Origin of the sequence: Streptomyces olivaceus (assembly GCF_000721235.1) — a bacterium.
Lineage (GTDB): Bacteria > Actinomycetota > Actinomycetes > Streptomycetales > Streptomycetaceae > Streptomyces > Streptomyces olivaceus.
Genome location: NZ_JOFH01000030.1, coordinates 27,092 through 46,787 on the forward strand (window position 1 = coordinate 27,092; position 19,696 = coordinate 46,787).

25 protein-coding genes are annotated in these 19,696 nt (G+C 71.9%); 5 read left to right on the forward strand and 20 right to left on the reverse strand.

Features of this window, described 5'->3' with window-relative positions; translation table 11 throughout:
• Nucleotides 1-8: 8 nt before the first annotated feature.
• From pyrE to IG94_RS0129040, 16 genes are all read right to left on the reverse strand, one after another.
• Entirely contained in the window at nucleotides 9-563 is a 555-nt protein-coding gene (gene pyrE / locus IG94_RS0128965) for an orotate phosphoribosyltransferase (RefSeq protein ID WP_031043691.1), read from the reverse strand.
• Nucleotides 564-573: 10 nt separating this feature from the next.
• The gene (locus tag IG94_RS0128970; RefSeq protein WP_031043705.1) at nucleotides 574-1,371 is read right to left on the reverse strand and encodes an aldose epimerase family protein; all 798 of its coding nucleotides are present in this window, start codon (nucleotides 1,369-1,371) and stop codon (nucleotides 574-576) included.
• A gap of 85 nt (nucleotides 1,372-1,456) precedes the next feature.
• Nucleotides 1,457-2,293 (reverse strand): SRPBCC family protein, encoded by an 837-nt coding sequence (locus tag IG94_RS0128975; protein WP_031043708.1) that lies wholly within the window; start codon nucleotides 2,291-2,293, stop codon nucleotides 1,457-1,459.
• A gap of 65 nt (nucleotides 2,294-2,358) precedes the next feature.
• Nucleotides 2,359-4,017, reverse strand: coding sequence for a polyamine aminopropyltransferase (locus tag IG94_RS0128980; RefSeq protein ID WP_031043711.1), 1,659 nt, complete (start codon nucleotides 4,015-4,017; stop codon nucleotides 2,359-2,361).
• Nucleotides 4,018-4,163: 146 nt separating this feature from the next.
• Nucleotides 4,164-4,700, reverse strand: coding sequence for a DUF2617 family protein (locus IG94_RS0128985; RefSeq protein ID WP_031043715.1), 537 nt, complete (start codon nucleotides 4,698-4,700; stop codon nucleotides 4,164-4,166).
• A 360-nt stretch (nucleotides 4,701-5,060) separates the two neighbouring features.
• Entirely contained in the window at nucleotides 5,061-5,348 is a 288-nt protein-coding gene (locus tag IG94_RS0128990; RefSeq protein WP_031043717.1) for a hypothetical protein, read from the reverse strand.
• A 226-nt stretch (nucleotides 5,349-5,574) separates the two neighbouring features.
• Entirely contained in the window at nucleotides 5,575-6,825 is a 1,251-nt protein-coding gene (locus tag IG94_RS0128995; protein WP_031043719.1) for a tyrosine-type recombinase/integrase, read from the reverse strand.
• Nucleotides 6,825-7,013, reverse strand: a complete 189-nt coding sequence (locus IG94_RS0129000; RefSeq protein WP_031043721.1) for a helix-turn-helix transcriptional regulator — start codon at nucleotides 7,011-7,013, stop codon at nucleotides 6,825-6,827. The genes IG94_RS0128995 and IG94_RS0129000 overlap by 1 nt, the downstream gene beginning before the upstream one ends.
• Complete coding sequence (gene repSA / locus IG94_RS0129005; RefSeq protein WP_031043724.1) at nucleotides 7,010-8,410, reverse strand: replication initiator protein RepSA; 1,401 nt, start codon at nucleotides 8,408-8,410, stop codon at nucleotides 7,010-7,012. Before repSA ends, IG94_RS0129000 begins: the two co-directional genes overlap by 4 nt.
• Nucleotides 8,407-8,595: a hypothetical protein gene (locus tag IG94_RS0129010; protein WP_031043727.1), complete on the reverse strand. Its 189-nt coding sequence runs from the start codon at nucleotides 8,593-8,595 to the stop codon at nucleotides 8,407-8,409. The genes repSA and IG94_RS0129010 overlap by 4 nt, the downstream gene beginning before the upstream one ends.
• Before the next feature lie 92 nt (nucleotides 8,596-8,687).
• Entirely contained in the window at nucleotides 8,688-8,987 is a 300-nt protein-coding gene (locus IG94_RS0129015) for a hypothetical protein (protein ID WP_031043731.1), read from the reverse strand.
• 19 nt (nucleotides 8,988-9,006) lie between these two features.
• Nucleotides 9,007-9,162, reverse strand: a complete 156-nt coding sequence (locus tag IG94_RS42030; RefSeq protein ID WP_107060722.1) for a hypothetical protein — start codon at nucleotides 9,160-9,162, stop codon at nucleotides 9,007-9,009.
• An 11-nt stretch (nucleotides 9,163-9,173) separates the two neighbouring features.
• The gene (locus IG94_RS0129025; RefSeq protein WP_031043733.1) at nucleotides 9,174-9,362 is read right to left on the reverse strand and encodes a mobile element transfer protein; all 189 of its coding nucleotides are present in this window, start codon (nucleotides 9,360-9,362) and stop codon (nucleotides 9,174-9,176) included.
• 14 nt (nucleotides 9,363-9,376) lie between these two features.
• Entirely contained in the window at nucleotides 9,377-10,057 is a 681-nt protein-coding gene (locus tag IG94_RS0129030) for a DUF2637 domain-containing protein (protein ID WP_031043736.1), read from the reverse strand.
• Nucleotides 10,058-10,102: 45 nt separating this feature from the next.
• Nucleotides 10,103-11,446, reverse strand: coding sequence for an FtsK/SpoIIIE domain-containing protein (locus tag IG94_RS0129035; protein ID WP_031043738.1), 1,344 nt, complete (start codon nucleotides 11,444-11,446; stop codon nucleotides 10,103-10,105).
• A 2-nt stretch (nucleotides 11,447-11,448) separates the two neighbouring features.
• Nucleotides 11,449-11,778, reverse strand: a complete 330-nt coding sequence (locus IG94_RS0129040; protein WP_031043740.1) for an SCO3933 family regulatory protein — start codon at nucleotides 11,776-11,778, stop codon at nucleotides 11,449-11,451.
• Between the two features lie 157 nt (nucleotides 11,779-11,935).
• Between IG94_RS0129040 and IG94_RS0129045 the strand changes: the two genes are divergently transcribed.
• Together IG94_RS0129045 and IG94_RS0129050 are read left to right on the forward strand one after the other, a co-directional pair.
• Nucleotides 11,936-12,709 carry a GntR family transcriptional regulator gene (locus tag IG94_RS0129045; protein ID WP_031043743.1) on the forward strand — a complete coding sequence of 258 codons (774 nt, stop codon included), beginning with the start codon at nucleotides 11,936-11,938 and terminating at the stop codon, nucleotides 12,707-12,709.
• The gene (locus tag IG94_RS0129050; protein WP_031043745.1) at nucleotides 12,706-13,269 is read left to right on the forward strand and encodes a GNAT family N-acetyltransferase; all 564 of its coding nucleotides are present in this window, start codon (nucleotides 12,706-12,708) and stop codon (nucleotides 13,267-13,269) included. Before IG94_RS0129045 ends, IG94_RS0129050 begins: the two co-directional genes overlap by 4 nt.
• A 472-nt stretch (nucleotides 13,270-13,741) precedes the next feature.
• Here IG94_RS0129050 and IG94_RS0129055 read toward each other — a convergent pair whose 3' ends face one another.
• Both IG94_RS0129055 and IG94_RS38930 read right to left on the reverse strand, forming a co-directional pair.
• Nucleotides 13,742-14,023, reverse strand: coding sequence for a hypothetical protein (locus tag IG94_RS0129055; protein ID WP_169752400.1), 282 nt, complete (start codon nucleotides 14,021-14,023; stop codon nucleotides 13,742-13,744).
• A gap of 269 nt (nucleotides 14,024-14,292) precedes the next feature.
• A complete protein-coding gene (locus tag IG94_RS38930) occupies nucleotides 14,293-14,511 on the reverse strand; it encodes a hypothetical protein (RefSeq protein WP_043484822.1) in 219 nt (72 codons plus the stop codon).
• A gap of 155 nt (nucleotides 14,512-14,666) precedes the next feature.
• On the opposite strand from IG94_RS38930, the gene IG94_RS0129065 reads away from it, so the two are divergent.
• Nucleotides 14,667-14,903: a GntR family transcriptional regulator gene (locus IG94_RS0129065; RefSeq protein ID WP_031043751.1), complete on the forward strand. Its 237-nt coding sequence runs from the start codon at nucleotides 14,667-14,669 to the stop codon at nucleotides 14,901-14,903.
• Between the two features lie 218 nt (nucleotides 14,904-15,121).
• Here the strand turns inward: IG94_RS0129065 and IG94_RS0129070 are convergent, their stop codons facing one another.
• Nucleotides 15,122-15,982 (reverse strand): S1 family peptidase, encoded by an 861-nt coding sequence (locus tag IG94_RS0129070; RefSeq protein WP_157852333.1) that lies wholly within the window; start codon nucleotides 15,980-15,982, stop codon nucleotides 15,122-15,124.
• Nucleotides 15,983-16,255: 273 nt separating this feature from the next.
• Here IG94_RS0129070 and IG94_RS0129075 point away from each other — a divergent pair, with 273 nt between their 5' ends.
• Together IG94_RS0129075 and IG94_RS0129080 are read left to right on the forward strand one after the other, a co-directional pair.
• A complete protein-coding gene (locus IG94_RS0129075) occupies nucleotides 16,256-17,728 on the forward strand; it encodes an alpha/beta hydrolase (RefSeq protein WP_031043757.1) in 1,473 nt (490 codons plus the stop codon).
• A 73-nt stretch (nucleotides 17,729-17,801) separates the two neighbouring features.
• Complete coding sequence (locus IG94_RS0129080) at nucleotides 17,802-19,004, forward strand: pyridoxal phosphate-dependent aminotransferase (RefSeq protein ID WP_031043760.1); 1,203 nt, start codon at nucleotides 17,802-17,804, stop codon at nucleotides 19,002-19,004.
• Nucleotides 19,005-19,144: 140 nt separating this feature from the next.
• Here the strand turns inward: IG94_RS0129080 and IG94_RS0129085 are convergent, their stop codons facing one another.
• Complete coding sequence (locus tag IG94_RS0129085; RefSeq protein ID WP_031043763.1) at nucleotides 19,145-19,681, reverse strand: type III secretion system chaperone family protein; 537 nt, start codon at nucleotides 19,679-19,681, stop codon at nucleotides 19,145-19,147.
• Between the last annotated feature and the right edge of the window lie 15 nt (nucleotides 19,682-19,696).

The window sequence follows — 19,696 nt, forward strand, 5'->3', positions numbered from 1 at the left end:
GGGACGGCTCAGTCCAGGCCCAGCTCGTCCTTGTCGTACGCGTACCGGTACGGCACTCCCGCGCCGTCCTGGATCTTCTCGGCGGCGCCCGTCGCCCGGTCGACGATGGTCGCGACGGCGACCACCTCGCCGCCGGCCTCGCGCACGGCCTCGACGGCGGTCAGCGGGGAGCCGCCGGTGGTGGAGGTGTCCTCGACGACCAGCACGCGGCGGCCCCTGATGTCCGGGCCCTCGACGCGGCGCTGCAGCCCGTGCGCCTTGGCGGCCTTGCGGACCACGAACGCGTCCAGCCTGCGGCCGCGCGCGGCGGCGGCGTGCAGCAGGCTCGCGGCGACCGGGTCGGCGCCCATGGTGAGGCCGCCCACCGTGTCGTACTCCAGGTCGGCGGTCAGGTCGAGCAGCACCTGTCCGACCAGCGGCGCGGCCTCGCCGTCCAGGGTGATGCGGCGCAGGTCGACGTAGTAGTCGGCCTCCAGACCCGAGGAGAGGGTCACCTTGCCGTGCACCACGGCCTTGTCCTTGATCTGCTGCAGCAGCGCGCCGCGTACGTCTACGTCCGTCATGGACGCCAGCTTAGAGGCGGCGCCAGGACCAGGTCGTCGTGGCCTCCAGCGGCTCCAGGGGTGTGACCAGGCGCGGGGCGGTGTTCAGGCCGTTGGGCGGCCCGGTCTGCGGCTCCACGCAGACGGCGGCCTCCTGCTCGTCGTACACCACGGCCCAGGGCTCGCGGCTGGTCACGTTCAGCTCCAGCCGTCCGGGCCAGGTGAGGGTGACGTCGACGCCGTCCGGCATGCCGAAGCAGTCGTCCCAGGGGCCCGGCTTCGGCTCGACGCGGTTGCCGGTGGGGAGGTGGTCGTCGCCGCGCTCCTCCTGCCAGGCGGGGTCGAAGGCGATCGAGACGTCCGCGCCGCCCCCGCCGTCGAGGGTGCGGTTGAACCAGGGGTGCCAGCCGACCTGCGCCGGGAAGGACGAGTCGTACGTCTCCACGGCCAGCGTCAGCGTCAGCGCGTCCTCGGCGAGGGCGACGACCTGAGTGACGCGGCCGGTGTAGGGCCAGGGGTCGGTCAGGTCGTACGTGAGGACGGCCTCGTCCGCGGTGACGCGGGCGGTGCGCCAGGCGGCGTCGCGTGCGGTGCCGTGGATGGCGTGCGGCGGGGAGTTGAGCGGCATCTGGTGGACCACGGCGCCGTCGTCGAAGCGGCCGTCCCGGATGCGGCCGCACCAGGGGACCATCGGGAAGCAGCCGTAGCGCTCGCCCTGGCGGAGCAGCTCCGTGCCGCCGACGCGGAGCCCGCCGATCCGGCCGCCGTTGCCCGGCAGCACGGTCGCCTCCGCGTCACCCGCGGTCAGCGTGATGGGTTCGTTGCTCACGCCACGACCCTACTGGGGCGATCAAGGGCGCACCGGCGGGACCGGGCCCATCGGCGACGCGGCGGGAACCGGGGGGAGGCCGGGGTCAGCGGCGCCTGCGGAGCGCCCGGCCCACGACGATCGCCGACGCGACGACCAGCGCCGCCGCGGGGGCGGCCCAGCGCAGGGGGGCACCGGCCACCCTCGGCTGGGGCGCGGGGACGGGGGCGTACCGGCCGCGCGGCGGGGCGTGGTCCACCTCCTCGGCGCTGCGGCCGATCATCGTGCGGCGCGCGTGGGCGGCCTCGGCGGGGGGCCGGACCGGCTCGGGGGCCGCGGGCTCCGGGGCGGCGGGCTCGGGGGCGGCGGCGGGGGGAGCTGCGTCCGCGTCCTCCCCGGCTCCGGCGTCGCTCCCGTCGCTCTCGCCGTGCCCGTCGTCCTCGTCGCGCTCGCCGTCCGTGGCCAGGAGCGAGGGCGGGGGGATCTCGGTGTCGAAGACCGAGGCGGGCCGCGGCTCCTCCGCCGCCGCGGTGCCCAGGTTCTCCGCGAACCGGGTCAGCAGCCGGGCCGTGGCCGACGTCACCGACTCCGGCGGCAGCTCCGTCACGCGCCCGTCCGCGGTGGCCGTCCCGCCGAGGACGACGGTCGAGCCGCCGTCGGCGTCCGCCACCCGCAGCGTGAGCGCGAGCGCGACCGTGCCGGTGCCGCGCGACTCGGTGGCGTCGCCCCGGACGGCGTACGTGCCGTCCTCGCCCCCGGACAGGCGCAGGGTGCCGCGGTAGGTGATGGAGTGACTGCCGATACGCACCTTCAGCCGGCCGGCGACCGGCTCGGCACCGGCGTCCTGCTGGAGCCCCGGGACGGCCCGGGCGACCCGGGCGGGGTCGGCCAGCACGTCCCTGAGCCGCTCGGCCGGAACCGGAACGAACACCTCATGCTCCATGTCACCGCAGCCTACCGTTCCTGGGGTTGTTGGCCAGTGTGTTGACCGACAACCCTGCCGGGGACTCAGTACCGCGGATGCACCAGCGTGGAGGGCGGCAGCCCGGGGACGCGGGTGCGGGCCGCGTCGCGGGCGCCCCCCGCCAGGGACTCGGGGGTGAGCGTGCGCGGGCGGGGCGCCGCCGGGTCGAGGCGCAGGGCGGGGGCCGCGCGCGCGGCCAGCAGGAAGCCCCAGCCGCGCGGGGCGGGGGCGTGCAGGCCGGCGCTCGCGCGCCCGGGGTCGGGGGCGAGGTCGGCGTCGCGGGTGCCGACGCGGTAGGCGACGGCCGGCAGGCCGGCCGCGCGGAGCGTCGCGTCGACCGTCCAGAAGGTCCGGGGGCGGTCGGCGACCGGACCCGCGTGCACGGCCAGCCGCCCGTCCGGAGCGAGCACCCGCCGCAGCAGGCCGTAGAACTCCTGGGAGTACAGCTTGGTGCTGGCGGTGATGTCCGGGTCGGGGAGGTCCGAGATCACCACGTCGTACGCCGCGGACGGCGTCGAGCGCAGCCGCCGGAAGGCGTCCGCCGTGCCGGCGTGGAGGCGCGGGTCACCGTAGGCGTGCTCGTTGAGGGCGGACAGGCCGGGGTCGTTCCGGGCCAGCCGGACGAGCCCGGCGTCGGGTTCGACGACGTCGACCCGGCGGACGCCGGGGTGGCGCAGCACCTCCCGGGCGGCGAGGCCGTCGCCGCCGCCGAGGATCAGCACCCGCGCGTGCGGGCCGTCCATGGCCGGGCGCACCAGGGCCTCGTGGTAGCGCCGCTCGTCGCTGTCGCTGACCCGCAGCCGCCCGTCCAGGAACAGGTCGAGGGGCCGCCCGTCGGCGTCGCCGGTGAGGACGACCTCCTGCACGTCGGTCCGCACGGCGACCCGGACGTCCTGGCCGTACACGGCGTGCCGGGCGGCGCGTTCGAAGTCGTCGGCGAGGACGGTCGCCGTGGCCAGGAGGGCGAGGACGAGGACGTTGGCGGTGAGCAGCAGCCAGCGGGCCCGCCGGGTCAGGTCGCGCCGGAACAGGCCGAGGACCAGGGCGGCGCCGACGACCGCGTTGACGGTCCCGGTCAGCAGGGCGCCGGTGAGCTGGCCCAGGAAGGGCAGCAGCACGAAGGGGAAGGCCAGGCCGCCGACGAGCGCACCGACGTAGTCCGCGGCGAACAGGTCGGCGACGGCGCCGCCCGGGTCCTGCCGGCGGACGCGCTGGATCAGCTCCATGAGCAGCGGCACCTCGGCGCCGATCAGCACGCCGATGGTGAGCGAGAAGCCGACCAGCAGGACGCGCGGCCCGTCCGCCCACAGGCCGCCCCAGCCGCCGGTCCAGGCGAAGACGGCGTACAGCACCATCGCGCTGGAGCCGCCGACGAGGGCGAGGCCCGCCTCCAGGGCGCCGAACCCGGCGGCCGCGAACCGCCGCAGCCGTTTGGCGGCCAGGGAGCCGAGGCCCATGGCGAAGACCATGACGGACAGGACCACGGACGCCTGGGTGACCGAGTCGCCGATGAGGTACGAGGCGAGCGCGACGAGTTCGAGTTCGTACACGAGCCCGCAGGCCGCACAGACGAACACACCGGCCAGCACCAGGAACCGCCCGGTGCCGGGCCGCACCGGCAGCGGCGCGGGCGCCCCGGCACCGCCGGGGGCTCCCCAGGACGGCGGAGGACCGGGAGGGGCGGGCACGTGCGGCTCGATCACCGCAGTGACGTTACGTCACGTGCCGACTGCGCTTCGTCACCCACACGTGTGAAACTCGGGCCCCGCCGGACACCGCAGGTTTAACCGGCCTCCACCGGCTCAGGCGACCGGGCCCCGCTCCCGCCCGCCCGGCGGCGCCCGCCCGCTCATACGGCGGCCGCGCTGAGCTGCGGAGCCGGCACCCGCGCGCCCACCCGGGTCCGGGTCGCCACCAGCTGGCCGTCCTGCGGATAGGCGTGCCAGGTGCGCCAGTGCACCTGGCCCTCCCGCCGGTGGGCCAGCAGTGCGGTGAAGGCGTGCGGACTGCCCGGGAAGACCCCGGCCAGGCCGTGCGGATGGTCGGCGACCAGGGCCAGCAGTTCCTGGGCGCGGCCGGCGAAGGAACCGGGCGTGAGCACCTCCACGCGGGCGGCGAACTCGTACTCCCAGTCGCCCACCCGCTTGGCGACGCCCAGCGGCAGCGGGGTGCTGCTGCCCGGGATGCACGCCACCGTCTCGGAGCAACTGCCCTGCTCCTCTTCGAGCAGGACTTGATGGGAGGCGCCCAGGAGCCTCAACTGCAGTTTTGCATCTTCCAGTTCGACGTCGAGGCTGGCGAGCGCGGGCAGCGGTTCGCGGCCCAGGGTCCAGGCCAGGTCGGCGGCGCGGGTGTCGGTGTAGGCGGTGTTCAGGGTCGTGAGCATGGATCGGCTCCGCAAGCACACAATGGAGAGGAAGGTGTGGGGCCCACCCGTCCCGGCAACGCCGGGGATGCGGCCCGCTCAGCCCAGTCGGCCGGTCAGGAGGGGATCAACAGGTCGTCCGAGGAGCTGGGTTGATGTGGGAGAGCGAATCATGAACAGTGGCGCCACCACAGCGTTTTTACCCAACTTCGTGGCGTTTCCATCCCTCAGGGGGCTCAACAGCTCAACTGTTCAACCATGGCGCACACCCCGCTCGCGGAAAGTGCGCCGGTGCGTGGGAGCGCCCACCGGGTGTGCTGCCCCGGCGGGCGCCCGTGGCGGGGATGCGGTTCCCCCTGGCCGGAGCTCGGCTGCCCCGTGTCAGCTGCCTCCGCCGCCGCATCCGCCGCCCCCGCCTCCGCAGGACGAGCCGCCTCCGCAGGACGACCCGCCACCGCAGGAGTGGCCTCCGTGATGTCCGCCCGAGGAACCGCCGTCCCCGTCCCCGGCCCACCAGCTGTTGTTGCCGCTGTCGCCGCCTCCGCCGGTGCTCCAGTGGCGCGTTCCCCGGCCGCCCCGCTTGCGGGCGGTGCGGGAGGCGCGCCGGCCCGCCACGACCGCCCTGGTCACCAGGAGCGCGCACACGATCAGGATGATGCCGACCACCATGGCTCCACCCTCCTTCCGTTCCCGGGCACACGCCCGGAAGATCCCCCGAAGCGATCCCCCGTGGATGCCTCGCTCTGTTGTCACGCGGTGGTGCGTGAACGGGGGATGCCCCTCCCTGCCGTGCCCCAAAGCAGAGTTGAGCAACTTCTGAGGGTCTGCAAACGGCAGCGGCCCCTGACCTGCACCGGAGTGCCTGTCAGGGGCCGTTGACGGCTCACGGGGCCGTCTACGGGCCGTCATCGCCCTCCGGGCCGTACTGGAACACGGAGTCGATGGCCCGCCGGGCGCGTTCGCGGCTGTCGGGCATCAGGTGGGCGTACACCCGCAGGGTCATGCCCGGATCGGCGTGCCCCATGTACTCGCTGATGGCCTTGATGTTCTCGCCCGCGTCGAGCAACGCCGAGGCGTAGAAGTGCCGGAGGGCGTGCATGCCGTGCTCGCGCGCCGATGCGTACTTGCCGTCCTGCCCTGCGTCAGGGATGAGCCCGGCAGCGGCCAGGGCGGGCTTCCATTCCTTGCCGTTGAAGTTGCTGCGCCAGATCATGCCGCCCTTCTCCGCCGTGAAGAGCAGGCGGGCGGACACCTTCGGCCCTTCCGGCACGTCCCACGGCAACGTGACCTCCATGGGCTTGCAGGCATCCATGTGCGCCCGGAGCGCTTCGCCCACCGAGGCGGGCAGGGGAACATCCCGCGTCTTGCCGCCCTTGGGCAGGGCGAAAACGGGGTGCCCCTCCACGTGCTTGATCTGCCGGACGACATGCAGCGTGCGCCCGTCGGGTGCGATCGCGTCTTCGGCGAGTCCGAACAACTCCCCTTGGCGGAGGCCGCAACCGGCGCCCACATCGACCATGGGCCGGTACCGCTCCAGAAGCGCCGTTCGAACGGCGAGCACCTGGGCGAGGGACCAGGGCGTCACCGGGTGCGTGTCCAGCCTGGGCCGCCGTACGGTGCGCGCGCTGCACGGATTGCGGGACAAGAGCGAGTCGTCCACGGCGGCGGACAGGACGGATTGGACGTCGGCGAAGATGTTCCGGGCGTAGGCGGCACTCACACCCGGCTTGGCCTCCAGCGCGGCCAGCAGCCCCCGAATGTGCTCGGGGCGGAAGGTCCCCACCGGCCGCGAGCCGATCACGGGAAACGCGTGCAGCCTCAGCCGCCGCCCGAGTTCCTTCCGGGTCATCGGGCTGGACGTCCTGCTGTCCAACCACTTCCCGGCGTACTCCCGGAAGGTGATCCGGACCGACTTGGGGTCGGTGTACTGCCCCCGCGTCATGTCCGTCTCGATGGCGCTCAGCCACTTCTCGGCGAGCCGCTTCTTGCCGTCGGGGAAGCTCTTGGACTTCTCGGAGCCGTCCGGGCCGACGTACCGGGCGCGGTAGCGGAGCCCGCTGCCGTGACGGTCGGTCTTGACCTTGACCGCCTTGCCGTTCGCCCCGGTGCTGACCTTGTACCAACGGTCCTGGATGTGCCCGGCCATCAGGCGGCCTCCCTCAGCGACTCGACCCAGACGTGTACGTCGTCGGGGTCGAAGCGGAGGTGCCGGCCGACGCGGAAGCCGGTGGGTCCGGTGCCCTTACGGCGCCACTGATAGACGGTGTCCACGCTCGGCAGGCGGAACAGGCTCACGAGGTCTTCCGGGGTCAGGTACTGCTCGGGCAGCCTCATGCGTACGCCTCCCAGTCGTTCCGATCGGTCGACAGGTCCGCCATGACTTCCCGGGCCGTCTCGCGGCTCTGCTGCATGTCGCGGCGGATGTTGGCGGCGAGCCAGAGTTCACCGGGGGTATGGCCGTGCCCGGCGTAGGACCAGTGGGCGAGGGTGAGCGTGGTTGCCTGTTCGTCGTCGGGGTCGGGCAGGCCGAGGGCTTCCCGCTGCTGGGCGGCCCGGTAGTCGGCGCGGGTCTGGCGCAGGGCGCCGAGGGTGGTGGAGTACCGGCGGGACTTGCTGGAGAAGTGGCCGCGGAAGCCGAGCATGTGGGCCCAGTCGCGGAACTTGCGGTCCGGGTAGAGCGGGTGGAGGTCGAGGCACGCGGCGATGAGCCGGGCGGGATGGTCGGGCACGCCGAGCAGGGCCAGGGCTTCCTTGTTGCCGATGCGGCGATCCACGGTGCCCGTCGTTTCGGCGGCCTTGGTGGCGTACTTGGCGACGTACGAGGCGACGGCCTGTTCGGTGATCTCCTGGCCGTCGCCGAAGGCGCCGATGGGCTGCACGTCGAGCTGAGTGCCCCAGCGCAGGGTGCGGGCAGGCTGGTCCCCGGCGGGTTCGACGTCGACCGCGACGCGGGCAGCTGCCGCGCGGATCGCGTCGGTGAGCAGGTCGAGGGTGGCCCAGGCGGGCGGGGGCGAGTCGGGCCCGTCGGGACCGTCGAAGCGGACGACGGCATGGAAGTGGACGGCGCCGCGCTTCTGGTATTCGGCGACCTTGCCGAAGGCGACGCGGGACTGTTCGCGGGCCGCCTTCTGCGTGAGCCCCGCGCGCTTGGCGATCTCGCGGCGCAGGTAGATCGTGAAGTAGCGCCACAGGTCGGAGGCGTGGTTGTTCCACAGCACGGCGCCCGCGTAGTCGTACGTGTCCGGGTGGAGCGGGGTACCGAGTTCGGCGGCGTCCTCCTGGTGGTGGGCGCCGCAGCGGCACGGCCGGGTGCCGGGCCGGTTGTGCACCGGGCCGAACGAGGGCGCGGTGAGCGTGGCGAACACGCGCGGGTGTTCCCGGATCGTGTGCCGGGTGCCCTTGTCCGGGTCGCCGACGAGACCGGCGCGGATCAGGTGGTAGGTGTCGCCCGCGTAGGTCCAGGCGCAGGACGGGCAGCGGGAGGCACGACGGTTGCCGCAGGCGACGCGGAGCCGTCCGCCGGGCTCGGTGTCGGTCGAGTAGGAGTGCAGCACGTGACGTGTCCGGGCGTCACGGACGACGACGGACCCTTGCAGGTGGATCGGGTCCGAGCAGCCGCCGGTGCGCTTGATCTGTTCCTTGACGCGGTCGAAGCCGGTGGATCCGGCCAGCCTCAGCACATCGGCGAGGGTGGCCGGGTCCAGGCCCGCCGTGGTGGCGGAGTCGTTCACGCGCCGGTCACCGCCTGACGGTGCGAGGCGGGGGTCAGGGCCGTGCGGCCGGTGCCCTGGCAGGCCGGGCAGGTGATGCGAGCGGTAGCGCGAGTGCCGTCGCGGTGCCGGGTGCCGGTGGTGACGGCGACGACCGGGAAACCGTCACATTTGTGGCAGAACACGATCAAGGCGTGCTGGGGCATCATGGAGCTTCCCTTTCGGGTCCAGTGGATCTGAATGGGTCCAGGCGCCCGGAGCGGCGGAAGTTTGGCGACCGAGGCCGCTCCGGGGGCCGTCAGCGCTGCTTGGCGAGGTCCTTGAGCAGCAGCCGCAGGACGACGGCGACCAGGGCGACCGAAACGCCGGTGATGGCCACGGCGAGGAGCATCGAGACCAGGACGGCGCCGACGACCAAGACCACGGCGCCACCACCGGCAGCGAGGGCGAGGGCACTGCCCGGGGTGAGCTGGACGGTCGGGCGGTTGGCGAGAGGCGCGGCCGGAGCGGGAACGGCGGAGCCGGATGCCGGCACTTCGACGGCCGAGGCGGTAGCGGACGGTGCGGTGTCCTGGTGCGGGTACTTCGGGGTGAGCACGAGCGGTCTCCCTTCGGAACTACTTGACGATGGTGTCGACGGCGGGGCCGAGGACGCTGTCCGCGACGAGGTAGCCGCCGAGGAGGAGCACGGCGACCAGCCACCAGGGCGGGCGGATGAGCTTGATGCCGAGGAAGCCGACGACGAGCAGCGCGAGCCAGAGCGGTACGTCCATGGCGATCTCCCCTAGGCCGTGCAGCGGTGCGTGCGAGCGGCGAGTTCGGCGGCGGAGCGGTCGGGGTAGTCGGCGGAGAAGCCGCAGCGCGGGGCCGTGCAGGCGGCGGTGTGCATCTCACGGCCTCGGCCGTCGAAGTACGTGCCGACCTGCACCGGGCCGACGCGGAGGCGGTTGCGGAAGCGGCGGTAGACGGACATGAACGGTTCTCCCCTCAGGTGAGCTGGAGTTGGGCTGAGATCGCGTTGACCATGGGGTCGGGCAGGCCGAGCCGGGCCGACAGCGCTTCGGCGGGCATCGGCGTACCTGTCGACGCCTGGTGCGCGTCGGCGAGCTTCCGGGCGTGGTCCAGCAGCGCGGCCGGAACCGCGGGGGTGCCGGGGACGGTCTGCGGCGGTGACGCGGGAGCGGGGGCCAGCTCGGGGGCGGCGGACACAGGCTCCGGGTCAGTGCCCGGCGGATCGGTGCGGGTCACCTCGACCTCGGCGGGCTGCGCCTGCCCCTCTTCGGCAGGCTGCTCGGGCGCGGCCTGGTCGGTGGGTGAGTGGACCAGAAGGGTGCCGCCGAGGAAGGCCAGTGCCGGCCACCCTGCGACGAGGATGCACAGCCACGCGGGTACGGCGTCGAGGTCGAGCAGTCCGGCGGTCGCGATGTTGGCGCCCAGCGAGGCGAACAGCGCGATGACGAACCAGATCCAGGCCGAGCGGTCCCGGCGGGCGGTGCGCAGTCGACGCCAGGCAGCGACGAGCAGCAGATCCACGGAGACCGGATAGGCCCAGGCCTTCCAGCCGGACTGTCCGGCGGCCTCGGCCAGGTCATGCAGGTGAGCGAAGGACAGCGCGCCAGCGATGACAGCTTGGACAAGGACCGCGTCCAGGCGGATCGAGCGGGGCATGGGGGTACCTCCCTTCCAGGGAAGTGGGGCCAGATCAGGCCGGATTCAGGGGGTGACCGGGCGCGGCTTCACCAGCGAGGGACCGGCGACCGGAGCCGGGACGACGGGCGCGGCGGGCCGGAACGGGGCGAGCACCGGCAGATCGGGGACCAGGTGGGCGAAGGCCCGGCAGACGGCCACCACCTCGTCCCGCGTCGTGTTCGGGGTGCGGATCTTCGACCAGCCGCCGGAGGAGTCCGCCGCAACGGCCGTGCCGGGACGCTCCATCGGGATCAGGCTGGCTACCGGCACCGCGTCCGGGGCCAGGTCGTTCAGCCCCATCTCGGCCGTCTGCTTGTCATTGACGCGGTGCACGACACGGCCCGTGAGCTGAGCACGAAGCATGGTGGCGCCCTTGCCCAGGTCGGAGCCGAAGCGCTGCCCGCAGATCTCCAGATGGATTCCGACCGCGCGGGCCATCTGCGCCAGCCGGATCAACGCCGTGACGATCCGCTCCCGTCGTTCCTCGTCCTTCTTGGAGGAGATCAGGAACAGTTCGGCGATCTCGTCCACCAGGACGACGACCGGCACCGGCCGCGTGGACTCCGGCAGTTCCCACAGGTCGGAGACACCATGTCGGCTGAGGAGGTCAAAGCGGTCTTCCATCTCCGCGACCAGGACGCCGAGCAGGGATGCCGCATCGTCGGGACTGGTCACCAGGGCGGACAGGCGGGACGCGTAGGCGGTCTGCTCGACCCCGCGCTTGCAGTCGATGCCGACCAGGGCCACCGGCAACTGTGCCAGCCCCTTGATCAGGTTCCGCTGGTACATCGACTTGCCCGACTGGTTCGCGCCCAGGGTGAGCGCCATGGGCGCCGCCCGGTAGTCCCGCTCGAAGGCGGTCCCGTCCTCACGCAGCGCCACCGGCACCACCATGCCCCGAGGCTGCGCCCCACGCGGCATCCGTACCCGGCGCAGCACGTCATAGCCGGTCATCCGCAGCTCGACGTACCCCGGCTTGGTCTCCGTCACGGTGACCGAGTGGACGCCCCAGGCGTGCCGCAGCCGCTCCGAGGAGGCGATCAGGTCGGCGGGCTCCAGTCCGGCCGGCAGTCGAAGCGTGACCCGCAGCCCGGTCGAGGTGCCCCGCACCCGGCGGACCTTCGGGGGAACCGGCTGCACCTCCCGGCGAGCGACGTTGCGTGTCATGAACGCCCGCAGTCCCGACGGCTGCACCGTCAGCCCGCACACGTCCATCGTCGACCGGTAGGAGAGAGCGAAGCGCCCCCAGGTGACCGGCATGCCGACCAGCGACCAGTACACGCGCGGTGCGCGGATCTTCGCGTAGCCGAGTCCGCCAGCCGCCGACACGGCCCCAGTGGCCTCCAGCCACACCGTCAGGTCCGTCATGGTCAGACCGCCGAGGTGATCGCGACCGCGCGGAAGGAGATGCCGTGCCGCTTCTGCCCGTTGAACTCGTTCTCCCAGTCCCGGGCCTTCAGTCCGACCACCTTCACGGGCGTACCCGGTGCCAGTCCCTCCGGGAAGCCGGTCTCCGGGATGGTCACCTGCCACAGGTTGCCCTCCCCCTCGTCGGAGACCAGCAGACCCACCGTGGAGAGGCCCGCGCCGGTCTCCCGGTCGATGGCCCGCTCCCCCGTCTTCTGGTTCACGAGCTTCGGCGTCGGTGCGGTGGCCACGAACACCACGGCGGACGACAGGTCGATCTTGAACGAAGGCATAACTGTCCCCTTGCAGGTCAGACTCAGGCCCTTTGGACCTCTTGCTCAACTTGTTGGTACAAGCTGATGCGTAGAGACTTACCCACCGAGAGTGATTCGTCAAGATCTTTGGGTCCACATGTACCAACAAGTTGAGCGAGTGCGTCATGATGGACCAATGAGCAAGCAGCCGAAGTACCAGCAGGTGGCCGATGCGCTACGACGCGAGATCGACAACGGCACCTACGGGCCAGGTGCTCGACTGCCGTCGGAGGCCGAGCTGGCGACCCGTTTCGAGGCTTCGCGCAACACCGTCCGCTCCGGCCTCAACCTCCTGGTCAGCCAGGGGCTCATCACGTCCAGCCAGGGTCTCGGCTACGAGGTGCGCAAGCACGAGGTCTTCGAGCTGAACGCGTCCCGCTTTGAGAACTTGCAGTTCCCGCAGAACGGCGACGCCTACTCGACCGACGTGACGAACGCGGGACGCCGACCGCACCAGACCTTCCGCGTCGAGCTGGCGACCACGTCCGAGCAGATCGCGCAGCGCCTGGAGGTGGAGGCCGGATCACGGTCCGTGCTGCGGTTCTGCCACCGCTTCGTCGATGACGTGCCGTGGTCGACGCAGGCCACGCACTACCCGGATTGGCTTCTCCAGAAGGCTCCGCGGCTTGCCGAGCCCGGCGACATCGCCGAGGGAACCACCCGCTACCTTGCCGGCCTCGGCGTCGAGCAGGTGGGATACGCCGACGAGATCGCAACCCGGATGCCCACACCCGAGGAAGCGCGCCTCCTGGAGATCGGCCCCGGCGTCCCGGTCATGCTCTGGACCCGCACCGGGTACACGGCCGACCGCCCCGTGCGCTGCACCGTCACGACGTTCCGAGGCGACCTGAACCGCATGAACTACGAGATCGGCGACCTCTCCGCCCGGAACGAGAACGAAGCCCAGTGAAGATCACGACCGCCACACCGGCCGACCTCCAACGACTGCTCGACTTCCGCAAGGAAGCGGCGTCCTGGATCAGCGCACTCGGCAGCGACCAGTGGAGCCGCCCGTACCCGGCCGAACGACTGCTGACGACGATCGACGCGGGCACCGTCTTCATGCTGAGGGACGGGGACCAGACCGCCGCCACGATCACACTCACCCCGGAGGCCGAGGAGGGGTTGTGGTCGGACGAGGAACTCTCCGAACCGTCGATGTTCGTCAACAAACTGACGGTCTCCCGGGACTACTCCGGTCAGAACCTCGGAGGCACCCTTCTGGACTGGGCGGGAGACCGGGCCCACCGAGCAGCGGCCAAGTGGCTACGCCTCGACGCCTGGACGTCCAACACCCGGTTGCAGCGCTACTACCTGGAGCAGGGCTTCCAGCACGTGAGGACCGTCCTCGAAGGCAACGCCGTCAACGGAGGCCCACGAGTCTCAGGTTGGCTCGCCCAGCGCCCTACCAGGCCAGCAGAGCCGACCTTCACCGACGAGACACCGAGCCCGGAACCGCTTCGCGCCTGAGCTGTTACGAGTTTCTCTACCTCATCAAGTCCGGCTGCGCTCCGCTCCGCCGGGCGCGCTCCCGGCTCCGCCGCGGGCGCCGCTCCTGCCTCCGGCCCGCTCCGCCCGCGCTGCGCCTACGCGCGCCCACATGCAAGCGCCGGTCTGTGTGAGTCGATCTCCGCAGAGCGCGAGCGGGTCAAGACGATGCCTCCGGCGGGGGATCGGCCGGCACCGGGATGGAGGGGGCACCGTCGCCGACTGCGGGACCGTAGGGGTGCGCGTGGGGGCTCCCATCCCGTCCACCGCCGACCCAGGCAGAGCCGAGCAGACGCGGCCCAGGGGCGTCAAGGTCGTTCGTACAGTGGCGCGCTCCACCTTGACGCCCCTGAACCACGCCCGCTCCACGATGTGTGGGTCAACGGCGGACGGGATGGGAGCTGGGGGGGTGATTGGTGGTCACCGAGTGCTTCTACGTCGACCAACACAATGGTCACGTCACCGCTTTGCCACCAAGAAGCCCGACCATTGCACCAAAGCCGAGCTGAGAGAGCGTCGAGCATGTGTCCATGGCCGACTTCGCCGCTTCTGTGGGCTTCGCGATGAAAATCCCGATGTAGAGACTGGCGCCCAGCGTTAGCAACGTAATGGCCAGGACACCGAAGAACACCAGCCGGAAATGTTGCGACACTGTCGCCACGTCAGCAGGTTGGGCTGCCGCAACTGGCTCGTTCGCTATCTGCGCCGCGACTACCTCATCAGACATGGCGATCACCAGGCCCCTGAGATGGGTCGGAGCTGGCCCGGACAGCCCGTGAGACTCTGCGCCCGATGGTCGAACCTGCACCATTCCGGCGCTTCCCGCGAAAGACCGCCACGAGAACACGACGCAGAGACGGGGTGCCGAAGGCCACGAGGGCAGAAGTGATCGCTGGGAACAAGTCTGTCCAGTCCATTCACACCCCCGCCGCGCAACGACTCAGGCCGCCACCTTAGTCGGAATGCAATACGCCACGCAGCGCATTACCGCACTCCGGGGCTCAGTCATGGCCGGTCGGCGTACGGGACCAGGGCGTGCTCCTCACGGCACGGACCACAGGCCGACTGCACTCGCCCCGGTCCGCTCCCCTGCTCCACAACCTCGATGGCGCGGATGCCGGCACTGTAGCCGCGGTGCCATGAGCAGTAGCCGTAGGTCATGGGCTCCGTCCTGGCTGCGGTCGGGCTGTTCTCGGCGTTCTGGTCCTGCGTACCCTCGTTCACGTCGACTCCTAGTCAGTCGTCCACTCCCCTGGGTCGTTCGCGCGGCCGCAGGGGATCTGTGCGTTTACGCAGGATATGCCTAGGTAGCTAGGGTAGCTAGGCCAGTCAGGCAATCTCGTCTCGCCGAGTGGGCTTACACTGCCTAGCTTCGGATCATGGACTGGAAGCCGGACATCCCCCGCTGGAAGCAGGTGTACGAGGTCATCGAGCAGCGGATTGCCGATGGCGAGTACCCGCCCGGAAGCCAGCTGCCCGGCGCCCTCGCGATTCAGGGTGAATTCGGCATCGCGCAGATGACGGCCCGGCGGGTTCTCACCGAGCTGCGGGAGGCGGGGCTGGCGCAGATGCAGCCGGGCATCGGGACGTTCGTCGCCGAGCTGCCCAAGCCGTAGCGGCGCTCACCGGCGGGGCCTGCCTGACCATGGGTTTCCCGAGGGCCGAGCCCCTCCCCCGTGGGTGAGTCCCGGGCCGTCCCTGGGCCGTGCGAGGGGGGTCGACGCCGACCGACGATGACAGACGTCGACTGACCACCCGCAGGTCAGAGGGGGTGCTCCGAGCATCACCGCAGGTGGCCACCACCGAAGGCGAGTTGAGCAACTTCTGAGGGTCCTCACCCCTTGGTGACGGCCTCCTTGATCCACCCCAGTGCCGCGTAGGTGGAGCCGTAGACCGCGTGCTGGTCGAGGCTGCCCCGGGAGACCACGCCGAGGACGGTCCAGGAGCCGCCCTGCCGCGCGAGCAGCGGGCCGCCGGAGTCCCCGGAGCGCGTCGTCTGCGGCCACTTGCCCTCGCCGGGCAGGGCCTCGACGCACAGCTCGTGCGGCTCTATCGGCTCGCCGCTCATCCCGGGGCAGCGGTCGGGGCCGATGACGTGCGTGTTCAGCTCGCGCAGCTTGGTCGGCAGCGGCAGCCAGGGGTCGTCGGGGCTGTCCGGCAGTTCGTGGTCCCCCCACCCGAGGGTGCGCACCGCGTCGCCGGGCCGCGACGGCGCACGGGGCAGGCTCGCGGGCTCGGCTCCGACCGGCGCGTCGAGTGCGAGCAGCGCGACGTCCTGGCCCGGCGTGCCGTCCTCCGGCGAGCCGACGATCCGCGTGCCGTGCCGGAGCCGGCCGCCCTGCGTACGGTCGTTGCTGCCCAGCCGCACCTGGACCTGCCGCGGGTCCACGTAGGTGGACGTGGAATCGCTCTCGCGTGCGAGCAGGCAGTGCTTGGCGGTGAGGATCCACTGCCGTGCCACAAGTGTTCCCCCGCAGAAGTGGTCACCGCTCTCGCGGTCCTGCAGGGAGGCCATGAAGGGGTAGGTCCGGGTGGCCTCTTGCCCGCCGGTGATGGCGTGCGCCGGGGCGACTGCGGTGGCCAGGAGAGCCGTCAGCACGCCGGATGCGCACACCGCGCGTTTCAAAAGGGTCGCGCGCCCTCCGCGCGGGCTGCTGGAGGCGCTGTCGCTCTTCGTCTTCGGTGGGGTGTTCATGCGGGCAGTCGAGCACGCGCTTGCTTGCAGCGAAGTAAGCATCCGCGCGGCGCCCGGGCGGCCTCCGGAGGGGGGGCCGAGGGTGTCCCGGCGGCCTCCGGGGCGGCCGGCGCCGAACCGCTTGCGACCCGGCGGGTGGAGGTCGGTCTTCGACCCAGGTCTGATCGCGGCCTCGCCCGAAGTCGGAGCCGGGCCGGTCCTGCGGGCCGATGTGCCGGCCGTCGCGGACCAGCAGAGTCACTGCCGTACGGTTCCCTCCCGGAAGGACGTCTCATGCGCAGAAGCATGTCCCTGGCCCTCACCGCGGCCGCGCTGGCGGTGACCGCGCTGCCCGCGACGGCGTCCGCGGCGCCCTCGGCGGCGGACAAGACGCCGGCGAGCGCTCTGGAGTGGGGGCCGTGCCCCGCGGACGCCGCCGCGCCGCGCCTGCAGTGCTCGACGCTCGAAGTGCCGCTGGACTACCGCGATCCGGACGGCCGGAAGATCGAGGTGGCCGTGTCCCGGCTGGCGAGCGAGAAGCCGTCGAAGCGGCGCGGTGTCCTGGTGACCAACCCGGGCGGCCCCGGTGGCGTGGGGCTCCTGTACCCGGCCGTCCTCGCCGCCTCGGGGCTGCCGCAGGAGGTCGTCGACTCCTACGACATCATCGGCTTCGACCCGCGCGGTGTCGGCCACAGCACGCCGGTGACCTGCGACCTGACGCAGGAACAGCAGTGGCGCGGCAACTTCCCGCCCTACGCGCACACCGCGGCCGACGTCACCCGGGAGGTCGGCCACGCCCGGCAGGTCGCCGAGCAGTGCAAGACGTCGAGCACGGCGGAGATGCTGCCGCACACCACCACCGCCAACACCGCCCGCGACATGGACCGCATCCGGGCGGCCCTCGGCGAGTCGAAGGTGTCGTACCTCGGAGCCTCCTACGGCACCTACCTCGGCTCGGTCTACGCCACGCTCTTCCCGCAGCGCGGCGACCGCATCGTCCTCGACAGCAACCTGGGCCCCGGCGGCTACGACGCCACCGCCATGCGGTTGATGGCCCGCGGCATGGAGGACCGCTTCCCCGACTTCGCCGCGTTCGCCGCCGCGCACCCCGAGTACGGCCTGGGCTCCACACCGGAGCAGATCAAGGCCAAGTTCTACGAGCTGGCCGACCGGCTGGACGAGAAGCCCGTGCAGGGCGTCAACGGGATCGCGTTCCGCGGGTTCACCTTCGAACAGCTCTACGGCGACAGCACCCTGCCCAAGCTCGCCGAGTTCTGGCAGGCGGTCGACACGGGGGGCGAACTGCCGCTCCCGGAACTCCCCGCCGGCCTGGAGAACCTGCTGGCCTCGCGCTTCGCCGTGGTCTGCGGCGACTCCCGCTGGCCGGGAACGGTCCGCGAGTACCAGCGCAACGTCGCCGTGGACCGGGTCAGGTACCCGATGCTGGGCGGCTCGACGGCGAGCATCAACCCCTGCGCCTTCTGGCCCGAGGAGCGGACCGAACCGCCGGTGCGCATCACCGGCCGGGGCCCCTCGAACATACTGATGCTGCAGAACGAGCGCGACCCCGGCACTCCGCTGGCCGGGGCCCGCAAGCTGCGGCACGCCCTGGGCGGACGCGCCACGATGGTGACCGTCGACCAGGGCGGCCACGGGGTCTACCCCTACGGGCGCAACACCTGCGCCAAGGACGCGGCGAGCGCGTTCCTGGCCACCGGTGAGCGCCCCTCGGGTGACCTGCGCTGTGCGGCGGAACCCGCCGAGTAGTCCCCTTCGCGGGTGGCCGACGGGGCCCGGGACGAGTTGAGGAACCCGTCGGCCTCGGCGCAGGATGGCCGACATGACCTCCATGAGCCCGAGCGCCCGCCCCCTCCTGAACCGCCGGCTCGCAGAGTTCGGGACGACGATCTTCGCCGAGATGTCCGCCCTGGCGGTACGGACGGGGGCGATCAACCTCGGGCAGGGCTTCCCCGACACCGACGGCCCCGAGGAGGTCCGCGAGGCGGCGGTGCGGGCGCTGCGCGACGGGCGCGGCAACCAGTACCCGCCGGGGCCCGGCGTCCCGGAACTGCGGACCGCCGTCGCCGCGCACCAGCTCCGCCGGTACGGCCTGTCCTTCGACCCCGACACCGAGGTCCTGGTCACCGCCGGGGCCACGGAAGCCATCGCCGCCGCGCTGCTGGCGCTGCTGGAGCCCGGCGACGAGGTCGTGGCCCTCGAGCCGTACTACGACTCGTACGCGGCCTGCATCGCGATGGCGGGCGGCACCCGGGTGCCGGTCACCCTGCGCCCGGGTACGGCGGACGGGGAGCCCGCCTTCCGCCTCGACCTCGACGAGCTGCGCGACGCGGTCACCGACCGCACCCGCCTGCTCCTGCTGAACACCCCGCACAACCCCACGGGCACCGTACTGACCCGGGACGAGCTGGCGGCCGTCGCCGAGCTGGCCGTGGAGCGCGACCTGCTGGTGGTGACCGACGAGGTCTACGAGCACCTGGTCTTCGGCACCGCCGAGCACGTCCCGATCGCGACCTTCCCCGGGATGCGCGAGCGGACCGTGACCATCGGATCGGCCGGCAAGACGTACGCGTTCACCGGCTGGAAGGTCGGCTGGGTCACCGCCGCGCCCGCCCTGCTCACGGCGGTCCGCTCGGCCAAGCAGTACCTGACGTACGTGGCCTCGGGCCCCTTCCAGTACGCGGTCGCCGAGGCGCTCGCGCTGCCGGATGCGTACCTCACCGCCTACCGGCAGGACATGGAGGCCAAGCGGGATCTGCTGTCGGCGGGGCTCGCGGAGGCGGGCTTCGGTGTGTACCGGCCCGCCGGGACGTACTTCGTCACCACCGACATCCGCCCGCTCGGCGAGAGCGACGGCTTCGCCTTCTGCCGCTCCCTGCCCGAGCGCGCCGGCGTCGTCGCCGTCCCCAACGCGGTCTTCTACGACCACCGGGAGGAGGGCGCCCCCTTCGTGCGGTTCGCCTTCTGCAAGCGGGTGCCGGTCCTCGAGGAGGCGGTGGGGCGGCTGAAGTCACTGGCGGGGTGAGCCGCGCCGGAAACCGCGGGAGCCCGGCTCGCGCCGGAAACGGCGGGAGCCCGGCCCCTCGACCGGGACGCTGAGCATCCCTCGGCCGGGGGCCGGGCTCTCCCGGCGCGCGCCGGGGCGCGCGGCGGCGTACGGGCCGGCTACTCGCCGTCCTCGTCCGCGGGCTTCTCCGACCCGTCGGCGTCCTGCTCCAGGCCGAGCTGCTCCACGAGCCACCGGTCGAACTCGATGGCGGCGCGCACCCAGCTGACCGTCGAGGAGACGAAGTGCTCCAGGCTGACACCCATGCCGATCAGCATCTGCGCCTCGCCGATCAGGCGGACCGTGCCGTCGTCGTGGGTGTGGGAGTACACCTTGGGCCACAGCGTGCGCCGGTTCCAGTCGTCGACCGACTCCAGCAGCTGCTGCTTGTCGTCGATCTGGTGGGGCCGGTCGTAGAACGTCCGCACCGAGAAGATCTGCTGGTCGTCCTCGCCGCGGAACATGAAGTACGTACGGAACTGCTCCCACGGCGCCGCGAGGTCGCCCTCGTCGTCGACGACGTACTTCAGCTCCATCTGATCGAGGAGCTGCTTCACAAGATCCTGATCCGGGACGACGGGGCCCGCCGATCCTTGCGGCTGCGGCTCTGGCTGCTTGCCCCCGAAGTTCGGAATCGAGGACGGGTCGATGCTCACCGTGAATTTCCCTTC

Coding starts and splice junctions, on each gene's coding strand:
- pyrE (WP_031043691.1), bottom strand. CDS start 563: ATGACGGACGTAGACGTACGCGGCGCGCTGCTGCAGCAGATCAAGGAC.
- IG94_RS0128975 (WP_031043708.1), bottom strand. CDS start 2,293: ATGGAGCATGAGGTGTTCGTTCCGGTTCCGGCCGAGCGGCTCAGGGAC.
- IG94_RS0128985 (WP_031043715.1), bottom strand. CDS start 4,700: ATGCTCACGACCCTGAACACCGCCTACACCGACACCCGCGCCGCCGAC.
- IG94_RS0128990 (WP_031043717.1), bottom strand. CDS start 5,348: ATGGTGGTCGGCATCATCCTGATCGTGTGCGCGCTCCTGGTGACCAGG.
- IG94_RS0128995 (WP_031043719.1), bottom strand. CDS start 6,825: ATGGCCGGGCACATCCAGGACCGTTGGTACAAGGTCAGCACCGGGGCG.
- IG94_RS0129000 (WP_031043721.1), bottom strand. CDS start 7,013: ATGAGGCTGCCCGAGCAGTACCTGACCCCGGAAGACCTCGTGAGCCTG.
- IG94_RS0129010 (WP_031043727.1), bottom strand. CDS start 8,595: ATGCCCCAGCACGCCTTGATCGTGTTCTGCCACAAATGTGACGGTTTC.
- IG94_RS42030 (WP_107060722.1), bottom strand. CDS start 9,162: ATGGACGTACCGCTCTGGCTCGCGCTGCTCGTCGTCGGCTTCCTCGGC.
- IG94_RS0129025 (WP_031043733.1), bottom strand. CDS start 9,362: ATGTCCGTCTACCGCCGCTTCCGCAACCGCCTCCGCGTCGGCCCGGTG.
- IG94_RS0129030 (WP_031043736.1), bottom strand. CDS start 10,057: ATGCCCCGCTCGATCCGCCTGGACGCGGTCCTTGTCCAAGCTGTCATC.
- IG94_RS0129035 (WP_031043738.1), bottom strand. CDS start 11,446: ATGACGGACCTGACGGTGTGGCTGGAGGCCACTGGGGCCGTGTCGGCG.
- IG94_RS0129040 (WP_031043740.1), bottom strand. CDS start 11,778: ATGCCTTCGTTCAAGATCGACCTGTCGTCCGCCGTGGTGTTCGTGGCC.
- IG94_RS0129045 (WP_031043743.1), top strand. CDS start 11,936: ATGAGCAAGCAGCCGAAGTACCAGCAGGTGGCCGATGCGCTACGACGC.
- IG94_RS0129065 (WP_031043751.1), top strand. CDS start 14,667: ATGGACTGGAAGCCGGACATCCCCCGCTGGAAGCAGGTGTACGAGGTC.
- IG94_RS0129070 (WP_157852333.1), bottom strand. CDS start 15,982: ATGAACACCCCACCGAAGACGAAGAGCGACAGCGCCTCCAGCAGCCCG.
- IG94_RS0129075 (WP_031043757.1), top strand. CDS start 16,256: ATGCGCAGAAGCATGTCCCTGGCCCTCACCGCGGCCGCGCTGGCGGTG.
- IG94_RS0129080 (WP_031043760.1), top strand. CDS start 17,802: ATGACCTCCATGAGCCCGAGCGCCCGCCCCCTCCTGAACCGCCGGCTC.